Annotated in this window: 13 protein-coding genes and 1 riboswitch; of the genes, 7 read left to right on the forward strand and 6 right to left on the reverse strand. The window is 70.8% G+C overall.

Features of this window, described 5'->3' with window-relative positions; translation table 11 throughout:
• Positions 1–7 precede the first annotated feature (7 nt).
• From O2L52_RS17715 to O2L52_RS17735, 5 genes are all read right to left on the reverse strand, one after another.
• Entirely contained in the window at positions 8–1,588 is a 1,581-nt protein-coding gene (locus O2L52_RS17715; protein ID WP_270117135.1) for a bifunctional uroporphyrinogen-III C-methyltransferase/uroporphyrinogen-III synthase, read from the reverse strand.
• 10 nt (positions 1,589–1,598) lie between these two features.
• Positions 1,599–2,564: a hydroxymethylbilane synthase gene (hemC, locus tag O2L52_RS17720; RefSeq protein ID WP_270117136.1), complete on the reverse strand. Its 966-nt coding sequence runs from the start codon at positions 2,562–2,564 to the stop codon at positions 1,599–1,601.
• A 15-nt stretch (positions 2,565–2,579) separates the two neighbouring features.
• Positions 2,580–3,983 carry a glutamyl-tRNA reductase gene (locus O2L52_RS17725; RefSeq protein WP_270117137.1) on the reverse strand — a complete coding sequence of 468 codons (1,404 nt, stop codon included), beginning with the start codon at positions 3,981–3,983 and terminating at the stop codon, positions 2,580–2,582.
• A 68-nt stretch (positions 3,984–4,051) separates the two neighbouring features.
• Complete coding sequence (locus O2L52_RS17730) at positions 4,052–4,786, reverse strand: redox-sensing transcriptional repressor Rex (protein WP_270117138.1); 735 nt, start codon at positions 4,784–4,786, stop codon at positions 4,052–4,054.
• A 276-nt stretch (positions 4,787–5,062) separates the two neighbouring features.
• Positions 5,063–5,311 carry a glutaredoxin family protein gene (locus O2L52_RS17735; RefSeq protein WP_270117139.1) on the reverse strand — a complete coding sequence of 83 codons (249 nt, stop codon included), beginning with the start codon at positions 5,309–5,311 and terminating at the stop codon, positions 5,063–5,065.
• 346 nt (positions 5,312–5,657) lie between these two features.
• On the opposite strand from O2L52_RS17735, the gene O2L52_RS17740 reads away from it, so the two are divergent.
• The 7 genes from O2L52_RS17740 (at position 5,658) to O2L52_RS17770 (ending at position 14,562) form a co-directional block, all read left to right on the forward strand.
• Positions 5,658–6,482 (forward strand): ECF subfamily RNA polymerase sigma factor, BldN family, encoded by an 825-nt coding sequence (locus O2L52_RS17740; protein WP_270117140.1) that lies wholly within the window; start codon positions 5,658–5,660, stop codon positions 6,480–6,482.
• Positions 6,483–6,909: 427 nt separating this feature from the next.
• Complete coding sequence (locus tag O2L52_RS17745; protein ID WP_270117141.1) at positions 6,910–7,983, forward strand: DUF5667 domain-containing protein; 1,074 nt, start codon at positions 6,910–6,912, stop codon at positions 7,981–7,983.
• Positions 7,984–8,666: 683 nt separating this feature from the next.
• Positions 8,667–9,557, forward strand: coding sequence for an HAD family hydrolase (locus O2L52_RS17750; protein ID WP_270117142.1), 891 nt, complete (start codon positions 8,667–8,669; stop codon positions 9,555–9,557).
• Positions 9,558–9,592: 35 nt separating this feature from the next.
• Positions 9,593–10,702 carry a hypothetical protein gene (locus O2L52_RS17755; RefSeq protein ID WP_270117143.1) on the forward strand — a complete coding sequence of 370 codons (1,110 nt, stop codon included), beginning with the start codon at positions 9,593–9,595 and terminating at the stop codon, positions 10,700–10,702.
• A 101-nt stretch (positions 10,703–10,803) separates the two neighbouring features.
• Positions 10,804–11,601 (forward strand): dihydropteroate synthase, encoded by a 798-nt coding sequence (folP, locus tag O2L52_RS17760; protein WP_344473587.1) that lies wholly within the window; start codon positions 10,804–10,806, stop codon positions 11,599–11,601.
• A gap of 164 nt (positions 11,602–11,765) precedes the next feature.
• A riboswitch (SAM riboswitch) is annotated at positions 11,766–11,881 on the forward strand.
• Positions 11,882–11,895: 14 nt separating this feature from the next.
• Positions 11,896–13,158, forward strand: a complete 1,263-nt coding sequence (gene thrC / locus O2L52_RS17765; protein WP_270117145.1) for a threonine synthase — start codon at positions 11,896–11,898, stop codon at positions 13,156–13,158.
• A 381-nt stretch (positions 13,159–13,539) separates the two neighbouring features.
• Positions 13,540–14,562: a GNAT family N-acetyltransferase gene (locus O2L52_RS17770; protein ID WP_270117146.1), complete on the forward strand. Its 1,023-nt coding sequence runs from the start codon at positions 13,540–13,542 to the stop codon at positions 14,560–14,562.
• A 1-nt stretch (position 14,563) separates the two neighbouring features.
• Here the strand turns inward: O2L52_RS17770 and O2L52_RS17775 are convergent, their stop codons facing one another.
• Positions 14,564–15,628, reverse strand: coding sequence for a glycosyltransferase (locus tag O2L52_RS17775; RefSeq protein ID WP_270117147.1), 1,065 nt, complete (start codon positions 15,626–15,628; stop codon positions 14,564–14,566).
• Positions 15,629–15,694: the final 66 nt, after the last annotated feature.

Below are 15,694 nucleotides of genomic sequence, written 5' to 3' on the forward strand. Positions count from 1 at the left end.
CACGTTGCTAACGGAACCTCAGGGCCGTCGGCCCCTGGATCTTCTGGCCCCGACGGGTCTTGATCGGGCCCTCGGCCAGGCGCTGCTTCAGCTCCATGGCGTACTCCGCCAAGGCCTCGATGAGGTCCGGCACGGAGGCGTTCTCAGGCTTGGCGTCCACACGCAGACCGAACTCGGTCGCCGTGTCCGCGGTCGCCGGGCCGATGCACGCCACGACCGTGCGCTGGTGCGGCTTGCCCGCGATGCCCACGAGGTTGCGCACCGTCGACGACGAGGTGAAGAGCACCGCGTCGAACCCGCCGGACTTGATGGCGTCCCGGATGTCCGCGGCCGGCGGCGAAGCGCGCACCGTGCGATACGCGGTCACGTCGTCGACCTCCCAGCCGCGCTCGGACAGGCCCGAGACCAGGGTCTCGGTCGCGATGTCGGCGCGCGGCAACAGGACCCGGCCGACCATGTCGAGGATCGGGTCGTGCGGCGGGAAGACCTCGAGGAGGCCCTCCGAGGACTGCTGCCCGGTCGGGATCAGCTCGGGCTCGATGCCGAACTCGCGCACGGCGTTCGCGGTCGCCTCGCCGATGCAGGCGATGCGCAGCCCGCCGAACGCGCGCGCGTCCAGGCCGTGCTCCTTGAACTTCTCCCAGATGGCCTTCACCGAGTTCTGGCTGGTGAACACGATCCACGCGTACCGGCCGTCGACCAGGCCCTTGATGGCCCGCTCCATCTGGGCGGGCGTGCGGGGCGGCTCGACCGCGATCGTCGGCACCTCGCACGGGATCGCACCGTAGGCGCGCAGGCGCTCCGACATGATGCCGGCCTGCTCCTTGGTGCGCGGGATGAGGACCTTCCAGCCGTACAGCGGGCGCCCCTCCCACCACGCGAGCTCGTGCCGGTCGTCGACGCCGGGACCGATGGTGAGCACGACCTGCCCGGCGTAGCCGAGCGCCGCCTCCACAAAGGTGTCCACAGAGGACGTGGTGGTGTACTCGGTCTCGCCCGTCGCGTCACCCGTCACGGCCACGGCCGTCTCACCCGAAACCCCGCCCGCGAGCAGGATGTCCCGCAGGCTCGACAGGTCCGAGACGTCCGCGGTCACAGTGAGGCTGCCGCGCTTGATCGCGTCCGCGATCATGAGCGGCTCGATGGAGGCGATGTCGTCGATGTCGATGACCGTGCGGATCTCCCCCGGAGGCATGCCCGCGTACACCGCGACGGCCTGCGCGTGGCTCATGCCCGGGATGACCTCGAAGCGGGCCTGCTCGGCGCTGGCGGCCTTGATCTCGGCCTTCGCGAGCCGGTTCGGGTACGCGTCGCCGACGATGAGGCGGGCGATGTTCTCGCCTTCACGCGCCGCGGCGGCCATGAGCTTGCCCTGGTCGCTCGGGGAGGACTCGATGAGCTTGATCCGCGAGTCGTCGCCGTTGAGCTCCTTGGCGGTCTCGATGAGCGACTGCGGGAGCGACCGGTCGTAGTAGACCCGGTCGGCCTCGCGAATCGCGTCGAGGGCGCGCTTGGTCAGCAGTCCCGGGTCGCCTGGGCCGGTCCCGACGAAACGCACGCGGCCCACCGGCTTACGGGCACTGGTCATGTTCTCTCCATCAACAGTCGTCTAGAGCTGGGTCTAACTTCAATAGTTGCTCGGCACCGGCCTCGAGGAGGTCCTCGGCCAGCGCTCGCCCCACGGCGGCGGCGCGGGCGGCCATATCGGCGGCGCCCGCATCGCCTGTGTCAGGGAGAGCGGCGGTGGTCGAGAGCCGCTCGATGACGGAACCGTCCTCGGCACCGACGGCCCCCCGCAGATACAGGTCGACCTCGTCTGGCGAAGCGCCTTCGGCGACATCGGCGAGTGCGGCGACGGGAGCGCTGCATCCGGCTTCGAGTCGTTGCAGAAGGGCGCGTTCGGCGGCGACGGCGGCCTGTGCGTACCGGTCGTTGAGCTTACTTGAGATCCGCGCAGATGTCATGTCGGCTTTGCGGCATTCGACCGCCAATGCCCCTTGTGCTGGGGCGGGAAGCATCACTAGCGGGTCCAGGTATTCCGTGATCTCCGCCTGCCTGCCGATGCGCTTGATGCCGGCGGCCGCGAGGATCACCCCATCGAGGTCGTCGCCGACGCGGCCGATGCGGGTGTCGATGTTGCCGCGGATCGGCACGCACTCGAAGCCGCGCCCCAAGGCGTTCAGCTGCGCGATGCGCCGGGGCGAACCGGTCCCGATCCGCGCGCCCGGCCCCAGGTCGGAGAGGGTGCGGCCGTCCGAGGCGATGAGCACGTCGCGCGGATCGGCGCGCGGGGGCACCGCGATGACGAGGTGCTCGGGCTGGGCCGTGGGCAGGTCCTTGTACGAGTGGACGGCGATGTCGATCTCCTCGCGCTCCAGCGCGTCGCGCAGCTGGTTCACGAAGACCCCGACGCCCAACTGGGCGACGGGCACCGTGGTGCCGTCTCCTGTGGTCTTGATCTCGACGAGTTCGACCTGCTCCCCCGTGAGGCGCGCGATCTCGTCCGCGATCATGCCGCTCTGCGCGAGCGCGAGCTTCGATCCCCTGGTCCCGACTCGGATCACAGGTGGTTTCCCTTCCTAAGGCCGGTGGCGCGAAGGCGCTCCGGGCTGCTGTGGGGCAGTGCCGAGGGTGTTGCTTGCTTCGGCCGCGAGGACCGGATTGACTTTGAGGGCTTCCGCGAGGTCGCCGCTCTGCGGTTCGGCGACGGCGGCCGCGTCGAGCGCGAACAGGTCGCGCAGGGCGCGGGCGTAGTCGGGCGCGCCGGGCTGGCCGGCGAGCTCTCGAACGCGGACGGTGGGCTCGTGGAGGAGGCGCTGGACCACGCGGTGCACGGTGCGGGCGACCTCGGCGCGCTGGTCGTCGGTGAAGTCGCCGCGGCGGGCGACCCGGGAGAGCTCGGCCTCGACGATGTCGGCGGCGGCCGAACGCAGGGCGGCCACGGTGGGCGTGACGGCGTCGGCGCGCAGGCTCTCGTTGTAGGCCGCGATCTCCTCGGCGAGGAGGGCCTCGACTTCGGCGAGGGTGTCCGCGGCGGCGCCGGCGGCGTCCGCGCGCTGGATCTCGGCGATGTCGACGACGTGCACGCCGTCGAGGCGCGAGACCTCTTCGGCGACGTCCTTGGGGAGGGCGAGGTCGCAGACGACGAGCGGCGCGGTGCGGCCGGCGAGGTGCGCGGCGCGCAGCACCGGCTCGGGCGAGGAGGTCGCGCACACGAGCAGGTCCACTTGCGCGGCAAGGGAGGCGAGGTCGTCGTAGGCGGCGGTCTCCGCGTCCCAGACGGCGGCGAGCCGCTCGGCCTTCTCGCGGTCGCGGTTGGCGACCTTGAGGGACTTGACGCCCGAGCGGGCGAGGGTCGCGGTGGCGAGGCTGCCCATGGCCCCGGCGCCGACGACGGCGGCGCGGGCCTGGGTGAGGCCGTTCGCGAAGCCGGCGCGGGCCAGTTCGCGCTCGGCGAGTTCGAGGGCGGCGGTGACGACGGAGGGCGCGGCGGCGTCCACGTCGGTCTCGGCGTGGATCCGCTTGCCCACGCGCAGGGCCTGCTGGAACAGCTCGTGGAGGTGGCGTCCGACCTGGTCGGCCTCACGCGCGGTCTCGTAGGCGTCGCGCAGCTGGCCGAGGATCTGAGGTTCGCCCGCAACCATGGAGTCGAGGCCGGCGGCGACCCGGAAGGCGTGGGCGGCGGCGTCGGCGCCGTGGCGCACGTACCCGCAGGAGGCGAAGTCGAGCTCGGCTTCCGCGTCGCTCAGACCCCATACGCGGTGGAGCTCGTCGACGATCGCGGAGAGGCCCCCGTGGAAGGTGGCGGCGGTGGCGTAGACCTCGACGCGGTTGCAGGTCGAGAGCACGACGGCCTCGCGGACCTCGCCGCCGCCCAGGAGCGAGCGCGCGAGATCGGCGGCGGCCTCAGGGCCCACCGCGAGCCGTTCCAGGGTCTCCACCGCGGCACTGCGGTGCGAGATGCCCACTACCAGGAGGTTCACTTCACCGTTCCCGTCTCTCGGCCGTTCTCTTCTTACGTCTCCGCAAGCGGTCGACGTGACTGCTCTCTTTACGTCTCCGCGAGCGGTCGGCGTGACTGCTCGACGTCTGCGTTGTTCCGGCCGATCGTCTTGTGGTGTTCGTGGAAGGAGAGGATCTGCAGTTCGACGGCCAGGTCGACCTTGCGGACCGCCACGCCCTGCGGCACGGCGAGAACACATGGCGCGAAGTTGAGAATGCTTGTGACACCAGCATCTACGAGAAGGTCGACCACATGTTGGGCGGCCGCACCGGGTGTGGCGATCACCCCTATGTTGATGCCTTCGTCACGTACCGCGCCGGCCAGGAGCGCCACGTCGCGCACCTGGATCCCGTCCAGGTCCTTCCCTATGATGCCCGGGTCGGCGTCGAAGAGGCCAACGATGTCGAACCCGCGTTCGGAGAACCCGGGGTACCTGGCCAGGGCTTGGCCCAAGTGGCCCAGGCCGATGATGGCCACGCGGGAGTCTTTCGTGAGTCCGAGCACACCCGCGATGTAGGCGGCGAGCGCGGCCACGTTGTAGCCGACGCCGCGCATCCCGGAGGCCCCGAGCTGGGAGAGGTCCTTGCGGAGCATCGCCGAGTTGACGCCCGTGGCGGCCGCGAGGGTTTCGGAGGAGACGGTCTCGACACCGGACTCGCCCAGCGAGCCGAGCGCCCGCAGGTACTCGGGCAGGCGCCTGACCGTGGCGGCCGGGAGGTCGGCGGCCGTCGCGGGCGGGCCGCCGGGGGCCCGGTGGTCAGTGCCTTCGCCGGTGGTCGTCAATGGTGGAACTCCAGGTCCGCTAGTTCCGCGCCGCCGTTCACCGGCGCGCAACCCAGCTTAGGAGGTGGACCGCGGGAGGACTCGCACAGGCGGCGCTAACCTGCGCCGGACGCGACTCGGCGGCTCGCGGGACCGGTGCGGTACACCCCCGTAACACTGGGCGAAGCCCAGCTGTACCGAAAGCCGATTCCCGGCGAGCCGCCGTCTGTATAGATTTTGCCCTAAAAGACCGGCGATGCCCGTAAATCAATGTTTTTCGGCGCGTCGTCCCCGGAATCACGAATTCGAGGAAGCCTCGAGATCGCGCCGCAGGCGCGGCACGTCCACGTCCCAGTAGCTGTGCTCGCGGCCGTCGAGCAGCACGACGGGCAGCCGGTCGCCGTATTCGCGCGCCAACGCAGCGTCATCGGCGACGTCCACCTCGGTGTATCCGAGGCCCGCCTCGCGCGCCACCCGGCCAAGATCGGCGCGCGCGGCGCCGCAGAGATGGCAATCCCTTGTAGTCAGCAGCGTCAGCCTGTTCACCCTGCTCCCTCCCTGGAACAGAAGATCGCACAATCTGTGCGACACCCTCCGTCATTCCTCGATCACTATTGAGCCAGAACCGGTCCGCGAACGCGGACCTCCAAACATTTGGGGAGGTAATGGTGGGATTCCGCCCCCGCGAAGAAGGGTACGTCGGTGCGCCGGGCGATCGCCGACATCACCCGCAACCAAGCCGTCACCGAACGCGACACGCCGAACGCAAATCCGCGTCGGCGGCCTTCCTGATTTCTAGACTCAGGCGGGTCAGTCCCTGCGGGACCCGATCGCATGACTCGGCCCGACCCCTCACACGAGGAGGCCACTAGTGCCCGGTATTGCACCAGCAATGGTGACGAACTACGCGAACCGCCACACCGCAATGCTCACAGCCGATTTCGCCCCTTACCTGAACGCCGGCGCCATCGCCGAGACCCTGGCCCGGCTGCCCGCCCCGACCTTCGAGCGGCTCCGGCAGGCCGTCTGGACGGTCCTGAGCCTCGACACCGGCACCGCCGAGCAGCACCACGTGCGCTCCGGACCCGGCGCCGCGGGAGGGGCCACCGAGGCCGCCGGCCCCGACCAGCACGACCCGAGCACCGACCAGGTGGACGGCGACGAGGTCGCCGACCTGGTGGCGCGCGCGCAGGACGGCGACCCGGGCGCCTTCGGCGAGATCTACGACCGCTACAGCGACACGGTCTACCGCTACATCTACTTCCGCGTGAACAACGCCCAGCTGGCAGAGGACCTCGCCTCAGAGACGTTCCTCCGGGCGCTGCGCCGCATCTCCAGCTTCAGCTGGCAGGGCCGGGCCTTCGGGGCCTGGCTGGTGACGATCGCGCGGAACCTGGTCGTCGACCACTTCAAATCGGGCCGCTACCGGCTCGAGATCGTCAAACCCGACGTCCTGGGGACCGACTCCCCCGAGACGGACCCGACCACCTCGCCCGAGACCGCCGCACTGGAGAAGCTCACCAACGCCACCCTCCTGACCGCGGTCAAGAAGCTCAACCCCGACCAGCAGGAGTGCATCGTCCTGCGGTTCCTGCAGGGGTTCACCGTCGCCGAGACGGCCCGCACCATGGGCAAGAACGAAGGCGCGGTCAAAGCGCTCCAGTACCGGGCCGTGCGGACCCTCGCCCGGCTGCTGCCGGACGGCTTCAGAGGCTGAGGCAGGCGTTTCCGATCCCTTTTTCTCCTCCTCCTACTCCGGCGGCTCAGGCTGCTGTCGGAAAACCGACAAAAACCCGTCTCCGCGGGCACCGACCCGCGAACCCGTCATCAGCGATCCGCCGGGCCCTACCCGGGCGGACCGACACTGCCAGGTCAGGGCCGTACACCGGCCCTCTACCGCCGTGGAATCGAGCAGCGAGGCGGACAAAGTGGTCCGCGTCGCAAGGTTCTCGGCGAACCGTAACCTCAGGGGCTACTCGTGCGTTGTTCTCAGTACAGGAGCAGGATCCATGCAGTGAGAGGGGGTGTGCCCGGTGACTTTGAACCCTATGGAGCGCCGCCGCGCGGAGGAATTCGCACGGCTGCTTGACTCCGAGGAACCCTCCCTCCCTCACCAGCACAGGGCTGACACGTCGGCCGCGACAGTGCACACCGATACCGCGGAAGCGTTCGCCGAACTCGTCGGCGTCACCGAACGGCTCGGCGGTCTCGGCGAGCAGCTCATGGCCGCAAGCCGGCCATCGCAGCATTGGCAGGACGCCACCAGGCGCCGGCTCATGGCCGTCGCCGCAGAAGAAGGCATCGGCGTCACCGCCCGTGCCCGCGCCAGCGCCGCCGTGCCCGATACCAAGCGGGCGCCGGTGCTGGACGACATGTTCCCGCGCCGCCCCCGCGGTGGGCGCCGCCTCGCGATCGTGGCGGCCCTGCTCACCGGCACCGTGGCCGTCTCCGGGGTCTCAGCGGCCTCGGGCGACGCGCTGCCGGGCGAGACGCTCTACGGCGTCAAGCGCTCCACCGAGCGGGCGCAGCTCGCCTTGGCGGGCAACGACCTCGGGCGGGCGCAGCTGTACCTGGAGTTCGCGCGCACGCGCATCCAGGAGGCCTCCGAGGTCGTCGGCGACGACGCGGCGGTGGCCAGCGCGTTGAGCGACGCGACCGGTGAACTGCGCAGCGGCACCGCGCTGCTGGGCGCGATCGCAGTGGAGAGCGGCGACCCGGCACCGCTCGACTACGTGGACCTGTTCACCAACGAGCACCGCTGGGTGCTCGAGGACCTGGTGGCCGAGCTCGACGGCGATGCGCTGACGGCCGGCGAGGAGCTGGTCTCGGTGCTCGAGGCCGCGGCGGTGCGCTCGGTGGAGCTGCGCGGCGCGCTCGACTGCACCGAGTCCGGCGGCGCGAGCGACGACCTGGGCCCGATCCCGGGTTCGTGCGTGAAGGACTCGATGGACGCGACGGCCCCGGTCGAGCCGAGCGGTGCCGACGCCACCGAGAACGGCACGGTGGAGACCGGCGGCGACGAGGCCTCTGTCGGGACCGACGGCGAGTCGGAGCCCGCGGCGGGCGAGGAGCCCGCCGGGAGCGCCGAGGAGCCGCAGACGGACCCGACCACCGGCGGCGCGAGCGACCCGGCGACCACCGGTGAGCCGAGCAGCGAGCCCGCAGACGGCGACGTCCTCGGGGAATTGACCGGAATCCTCTCGGACCTGTTCGAGTAGATTGGCGCCCTTCGGGGTACGCCTATGCGGGCTGATTTCGGCCCGGCAGAATGCAAGGTGTGGAGTAAACGGGCCGGGATGCCGAGAGGCGTCCCGGCCCGCCACCTTGTGCGATGAAGGTGCCGGCCCGGCCTCCCGCCGTGTGGTTGTGGAGGTGCCGGCCCGGCCCGCCCGCCGCGTGCACTGCAGGCACTGGGGTGCTGAAGGCCGTATACCTTCCCTAGCCCCCACCCACCCGGGGACCGTAGTCACCACGATGGCGCGGGGGTACGACAAGACGAGGGGGTCAGCGTGACCATGTCATCCGAAAGGGGTCGTTCGACGCGGAGCCGCTCCGAGCGGTCCGGGCAGACCGGGCGAGCCCGGCGGATCGAGTTGCTCGGGCGGACCGGACGGTACGGGCGGTTCGGGCGGATCGAGTTGCTCGGGCGGACCGAGTCGCTCGGCCGGACCGGACGGTTCGGGCGGTTCGGGCGAGCCGGGCTGTTCAATCGGACCGGATGGACCGGGACCGGGCGGTCCGAGTCTTTCGACCGTGAGGCGCTGCGGACGTATCGGCCAGTGCGGCGCCGGCCTTCCCCTCGCAAGCGGCAATGTCCGTATAACCAGGGCCACACTGGAAATTCACCGGGCTCGCGTCCTGGCGTTACAGGCCGTCTGCCTGAGGCTTGTAGGCTTTTAGGGTGTCTGAGATCGAGGCTTCCTCCACCGCCTCCGCCACGCCCCTTCCACGAACCGTGCGGGCGGGCGGCACCGCGCTGACCCATTCCGTCGTCGTCGAGCCCGCCGCGCCGGGCGACGACGAACTCGCCCACCTCCCCACCGCCGCCTTCTTCGACGTCGACAACACCCTCATGCACGGCGCCTCCACGTACTGGCTCGCGCGCGCCCTCTCCAAACACGGCGTGCTCTCCGGCCGCATCATCCTCAACTTCGCCTGGAAGCAGGCCCGGTTCAAGTTCGGCGCTGAGAACCACGGGCACATCTCCTCGATCAAGGCCTCCGCGCTCGAACTCGTCGCCGGGTTCCCGGTCGAGCAGATGCGGGCCATCTGCGAAGAGGTCGTGGACCGCGACATCTCCCCGCGCATCCTCGCGCCCGTGCGCCGCCTCGCCGAACGCCACCTCGAGTCCGACCAGGAGGTGTGGCTCGTGACGGCCAGCCCGGTCGAGCTCGCCGGGGTCCTCGCCTCGCGCCTGGGCCTGACCGGGGCGCTCGGTACGATCGCCGAGGTCGAGGAGGGCTGCTACACCGGGCGCCTCGTCGGCGACCTCATGCACGGCCCCGCGAAGGCGGACGGCATCGCCGAGCTCGCGGCCGAGCGCGGCCTCAACCTCGAGCAGTGCACCGCCTACTCGGACTCGGCGAACGACCTGCCGATGCTGCGCAAGGTGGGGCGCGCGATCGCCGTCAACCCGGACACGCGCCTCGCCCGCCAGGCCCGCCACTACGGCTGGCCCGTCCTCGACTACCGGCGCGGGCGCCGCGCCGCGAAGCTCGCGCTGCCGACGGCCGCCGCCGCCGGCGTCGGCGCGGGCCTGCTGTACCTCTACAAGTCCCGCGAGCGGGATTAGGCCGACCCGGCCCGGGCTGGAACACGAAGAGGCGAATGGCAGGGCACATCGACACCGCGCAGCGGCTCACCCTTGCGGGGACGGCCGTGCTCGCCGTCGCCTGGCTCGCCTGGCCCTCCCCCGACCGTCCCGAGACCGCCGCGGTGCCCGAAGCGGCGCCGACCGTATGGTCGACCTGGGACGCCGAACCCACTGACCTGCCCGGACTCATCGACGGCCGGGCCTGGACTCCGCTCGCCGTCCTCGACGACCCGGCCCCTGGTACCGAAGCGCTGCTCGGCACCGACGAGGCCGGGTCACTGCTCTATGTGGAGCGTGCCGCCGAGGCCGAGCCGACCCTGACGGTGATCGCCGAGCCCGGCGGCGTGCCCGGGGTGGTCGCCGCGGCGGCGACCGATGAGCGCCTCGCGTGGCTCCAGACCGTGCCGGACCCGCAGGGCCGGGTCGTCTCCGAACTCTGGACCGCCGAACGCGGCGCGGACGGCAGGCCCGGCGAGGCCGCGCTGCTGACGGCCGACACCGGCGACGTGATCACCGCCGGGAGCGCGTACGACCTCCAGTTCGCCGCCGAAGGGCTGCACTGGCTCTCGACCGCGCGCGGGGCATCGCTCGTCACCGAGCACCGCTCGATCGGCGTGGACGGCGGCCAGGTGGGGGTCGTCGGCCACCGCGGGGCGTGGCAGTCCGCGGCCTGGCCGTGGCTCGCCAGCGCCGGGTCCGACTCGCTCGGCGGAGCGCAGCTGGTGCGCACCGACACCGGTGCGGGCGTGAAGGTGTTCTCCGGTTCGGACGAGCTGACGCTGTGCTCGGCCACGTGGTGCCGCCTGATCGTGACCGCCGCTGACGGCGCGCGGGTGGACCTCGTCCGTCCAGACGGGAGCGACCGGGTGACCGTGGCCGAGGGGTTCAAGTCGGCGGTGTCCCCTGACGTGGGGCTCATCGATCGGTTCGAGCCGCTCGCCGAGGCCGCGGCCACCACGGGCGACGCGACGACGGTGACGCTCTTCGACCTCGAGGCGGGCGCCGAGTACCTGGTGGCCTCCAGTGCGGGCGAGACGGGCGCGGACGCGCGGTCGCTGTGGTGGTCGACCGGGACGGGCGAGCTGCTGGAGTGGCACGTGCTGGACCTCACGGACCTCGCTTAATGCGAGGCGTTCACGCACCGGGCCCGGGTAACGTCGATGCCGTGACGACACCTGGAGAGTTGAGCGCGCCGCAGGAGCCGGGTCCGGCCCGGCCCGAGATCATGGGTGTCCTCAATGTCACCCCCGACTCGTTCTCCGACGGCGGACGCTACCTCGATTTCAGCGACGCGGTGGCGCACGGCGAGCAGATGGGCGCCGAGGGGGCCGACCTGATCGACGTGGGCGGCGAGTCGACGCGCCCGGGCGCGGACCGGGTGGACCCGGAGACCGAGATCGCGCGGGTGGTGGACGTGGTGGCGGCCTTGTGCGAACGGGGCCTTGCCGTCTCGATCGACACGACCCGGGCGGCGGTGGCCGCGGCGGCGATCGGGGCCGGTGCGAGCGTCGTGAACGACGTGTCGGGCGGCCTGGCCGATCCGGACATGGCGCGGGTCGTGGCGGACACGGGCGTGCGGTGGGTGCTCATGCACTGGCGCGGCCATTCGGCGGACATGCAGCGCCTCCAGCACTACGAGAACGTGGTCGCCGATGTGAAGGCCGAGCTGGAGGACCGGGTCGAGGCGGCCCTGGACTCCGGTGTGGACCGCTCGAAGCTGATCCTGGACCCCGGGCTGGGGTTCGCGAAGTCGGCCGCGCACAACTGGCGGCTCTCGGCGCATCTCGACGAGTTCGTGGCGCTGGGGTTCCCGGTGCTGTTCGGCGCCTCGCGCAAGTCGTATCTGGGGAAGCTCCTGGAGGACGAGAGCGGAAAGCCGCGCCCGGTCGGGGAGCGGGAGGCGGCGACGCTGGCGACCTCGCTGCTGGCGTTCGAGGCGGGCGCGTGGGGCGTGCGAGTGCACGACGTGGCCGGGACGGCCGACGCGCGGGCCGTGTGGATGGCCACGCGCCAGGCCCGGTAGTCCTGACAGATCTCGGACAGCGCGCCGTCGGCGTGCTGCCACCCAGTGCGCCTTGACCTGGGCGTGCGCAGCTCACCGATCGGAGCGGTGGGATTGCGAGGTCATCTCGAAACTTGGAACAGCGGTTGCGGTTTCGCCCGTATCACCCGTAGCATTCGGCTCGTACTTCATCCAGAGCAGCTGAGGGGTCCGGCCCTGTGAAGCTGCGGCAACCACCGTCCTGTCCTTCAGGGCAGGCGGCAGGTGCCAATTCCGGCCCGCTGCGCGGGGAAGATGAGGGAGGAGCCTTCTCGTATGTCCAATACCCTGTTCGAAGACAGCCCGGCCAAGGGCCTGGTCTGCCGCAACTGCAACGCCACCTATGACCTGATCGCCCAGCACGCCTGTTGGCAGTGTTTCGGCCCGCTCGAAGTCGACTACGACCAGGCGGAGCTGGCGAAGGTCACGCGGGAGCAGATCGAGGCCGGCCCGCAGAACATCTGGCGGTACGCGCCGCTGCTGCCCGTGGGCGTCCACCCCGAGGACCGGGTGAGCCTGAACCCCGGCCTGACCCCGCTCATCGACGCGAAGAACCTCGCGAAGGCCCTGGGCATGCGCAAGCTCTGGGTGAAGGACGACTCGGCGAACCCCACCCACTCGTTCAAGGACCGCGTGGTGTCGACCGCGGTCTCGGCCGCGATCAAGCTCGGCTTCGACCGGTTCGCGTGCGCTTCGACGGGGAACCTGGCGAACTCGGTGGCCGCGCACGCGGCCCGCGCGGGCGTGCCGTCGATCGTGTTCATCCCGCACGACCTGGAGCCGGGGAAGATCGTCCAGTCGGCGATCTACGGCGGCAAGCTGGTCGCGGTGCAGGGCTCGTACGACGACGTGAACCGGCTGTGTTCGGAGCTGACGGAGACGGACGACTTCGAGTCGACGGCGTTCGTGAACGTCAACATCCGCCCCTACTACGCCGAGGGCTCGAAGACGCTCGGGTACGAGGTGGCCGAGCAGCTCGGCTGGCGCCTGCCGGAGCAGGTCGTGGTGCCGATGGCCTCGGGCGAGCTGCTGACCAAGATCCACAAGGCGTTCGAGGAGTCGGCCGAGATCGGGCTGGTCGAGCCGGGCAAGGTGCGGGTCTTCGGGGCGCAGTCGGCCGGGTGCAGCCCGATCGCCGACGCGTACGCCGAGGGCACGGATGTGATCACGCCGGTGAAGCCGACGGGGATCGCGAAGAGCCTCAACATCGGGGACCCGGCGGCCGGGCCCTATGCGATCGAGGCGTGCCGCAGCACGGGCGGCGGCATGGCGAAGGTGAACGACGACGAGATCCGCGAGGGCGTGCGGCTGCTCGCCGCGACCACCGGCGTGTTCGCTGAAACGGCCGGCGGCGTGGTCGTTGCTACGCTCCGTAAGCTCCTGGAGTCCGGTCAGTTGGACCCGGAGGCCGAGACGGTCATTTACAACACCGGCGAAGGACTCAAGACGCTCGACGCGGTGTCCTCGCTGGTCGGACCGACGCACACGGTGAAGCCTTCGCTGAAGGCGGCTAAGGAAGCGGGACTTCTGGAGTCCTGAATGGAGCGGGAGTTTGGAAAGGATTCTCAGTCAAACGCTTTCCGAACTCCCGAATTTATCACTGTGCGTGACCGATGTGAATGGTTGTGTCGGGTACCCGACAGAAATCAATCAGTCGTCGGGTCTTGACCCTATTCAGTGAATAAGCAAGAATTCTTCTTGCGGGAGGCCGCAGACGTCCTGTCGCCACTCACCCGGTTGACTGCGAGTCCTGGGGCTAGAACGTGTCGAGCAGCGCCAGCCGGTGTCAGGATCTGCGGTCTCCCGACCAATCCCTTGCGTGAGGACTGCCCGGATCCCCACGCGCCCAAACCTTTTTGAAGCCCGTTCCCTTGAGGAAACGGGCTTGCCGCCGTTGGCGCGCAGCGCCACAATCGGCCCATGACCTATTTCGACATCGTGCGGGTCGACCCGAACGACCACGCGCTGGTGCAGTCCTGGTTCGCGACCCGGGAGGCCGTCGCCGCCCGCGACTGGCCCGGCACCAGGCCCCTCAGCCCCGTCTACACCTGGGCCGCACTGGTCCTGGCCAGCAGCGACGTCCGCCGCGAGCGGTGGGCGGCGGTCCGCGACGACCGCGTCCTCGGCTACCTCGACCTCTCGCTGCCGTTCCTCGACAACACCCACCTGATGAACCTCGAACTCGGCGCCCACCCGGACGAGCGCCGCCGCGGGGTCGGCTCGGCCCTGCTGCGCCACGCGGAGCAGCGCGCCGCCGAGGAAGGGCGGACCAGCATCTCCTCATGGGTGCCCGTGCCCGTCGAAGGCGGCGCGGCGATCAGCCCCGACGGCTCGCACTTCGCGGCGCACCAGGGCTACCGGACCTCGCTCGAAGGCGCCACCCGCGCCTGCGACCTCGACGCGGTCGACGACAGCGAGCTCGAACGACTCTGGGACGACGCCTGGGAGCGGGCCGAGGGCTTCGAGCTGGTCACGTTCGCGGGCGCGCCGCCCGCCGAGCTCCTCGACGGCATCGCGTACCTGCATTCGCGCATGTACACCGACATGCCGCTGGGCGACTGGGACCTCCAGGAGGCCGCGGTCGACGGCGAGCGGATCCTCAAGGAGGCGCGGGTGCGCCGCCTGCGAGGCGAGCTGCACCTCCAGGCCGTGGTGCGCCACAAGGAGACCGGCTCGATCGCCGGGCTCACCGAGGTCATCGTCGAGGCCGGCGGCGAGGAGCACTGCATCCAGGGCGACACGATCGTCGACCCGCGCTTCCGCGGCCACCGGCTCGGCACGATCCTCAAGATCGCGAACCAGCGCGCGGTCCGCGAGTGGCGGCCGAAGATGCGGTACGTGTGGACCGGCAACGCGACCAGCAACACCCACATGATCGCCATCAACGAGGCGGTCGGCTACCGCCTCGTCCACCACGAGAACGTCTACCAGAAGAAGCGCTAGCTCAGCGGATCAGCTTCTCGTGCATGCGGCGGCGCTCGGCGTGGAGCCGCGCGATCTTCGCCTGCAGGGCCTCGTCGCCACCAGTGCGGGTCATGGCCTCCCGCAGGTCGTGGATCTCCTGCTCGACGTCGAGGCCGCGCCGGTTGAGCAGGTGCAGCGTCTCGTGCGGCTCGGGTTCGGGCGTGCGCCGCAGCAGGCGCAGGCCCTCGGCGGTGATGCCGAACTGGGCGAGCGCGGCCGCGTCGAGCGCCACCGCGTTCGGATGGTCGGCCACTTTGGACATCCGCTCGGAGCCTTCGCGCTGCTGGTCGGAGAGGCCGGTGTGGGCGTACAGCCACCACATGGTCTCGCCGTCGATGTGCCGGACGCTGACGCCGCCGGGGACGAGCTTCTGCGCGAGCGTGGAGTGGTTGCGGCGGTAGACGCTCAGGGCGCGGGACGCCGGCTCGAGCAGGCTCAGGCCGATCGAGGGGCTGTGGTGGTAGGTGCGGTGCCCGGCGGCCTCCGACGGCACCCAGTTGCAGCCCAAGGTGGGCGAGAGGATCGCGGGCGCGGCGCCGCCTTCGGCGAGGTACTCGGCGGCGGATTCATGGAGGCGGCCGACCAGGTCGCGGTTGACCGCGTCGTCGTCGTCGAGCCGGGTGGTGAGGACCCAGCCCTTCCCGCGGGCGCGGGCCTCCTCCCGGGCCCAGGCCACGAGGTCGGGCACGAAGTCGCGTTTGAGCTCGGTCTCGGCCAGGTGGATCCACGGCCGCTCGGCGGCCAGCGCGGTGAGGCGCCGCCTCGCGGCCGGGGGCATCTCGCGGTCGATCGCGATGTACCACACGAAGTCCCGGTGGGTCTGCGCGTCGAGCGAGGCGAGCGTCAGGTGCTCCAGGAGGAGCTGGCGGTAGGCGAACCACTGCTCGTCGAAGACGCCGATGCCGTGGCGGGTGGCGATGACGTGCAGGAGCGCCGGGGAGTCCGGGAGCGGCCCGCGGGTCCGTTCGGCGCTGCCGGGGACGGCGGTGCGGAGCGTGCGCAGCCTGCGGCGCAGCCGCGCGGGCAGCAGTCGCGTCAATCGCATGGGGTTCCCTCCCGGAAGGCGGCGGCCGTACGGCGCGCCACCGCGCAGGCTAGTGCGCGTTGGTGA

This window comes from Glycomyces algeriensis, assembly GCF_027622855.1.
Classification (GTDB): domain Bacteria; phylum Actinomycetota; class Actinomycetes; order Mycobacteriales; family Micromonosporaceae; genus Glycomyces; species Glycomyces algeriensis.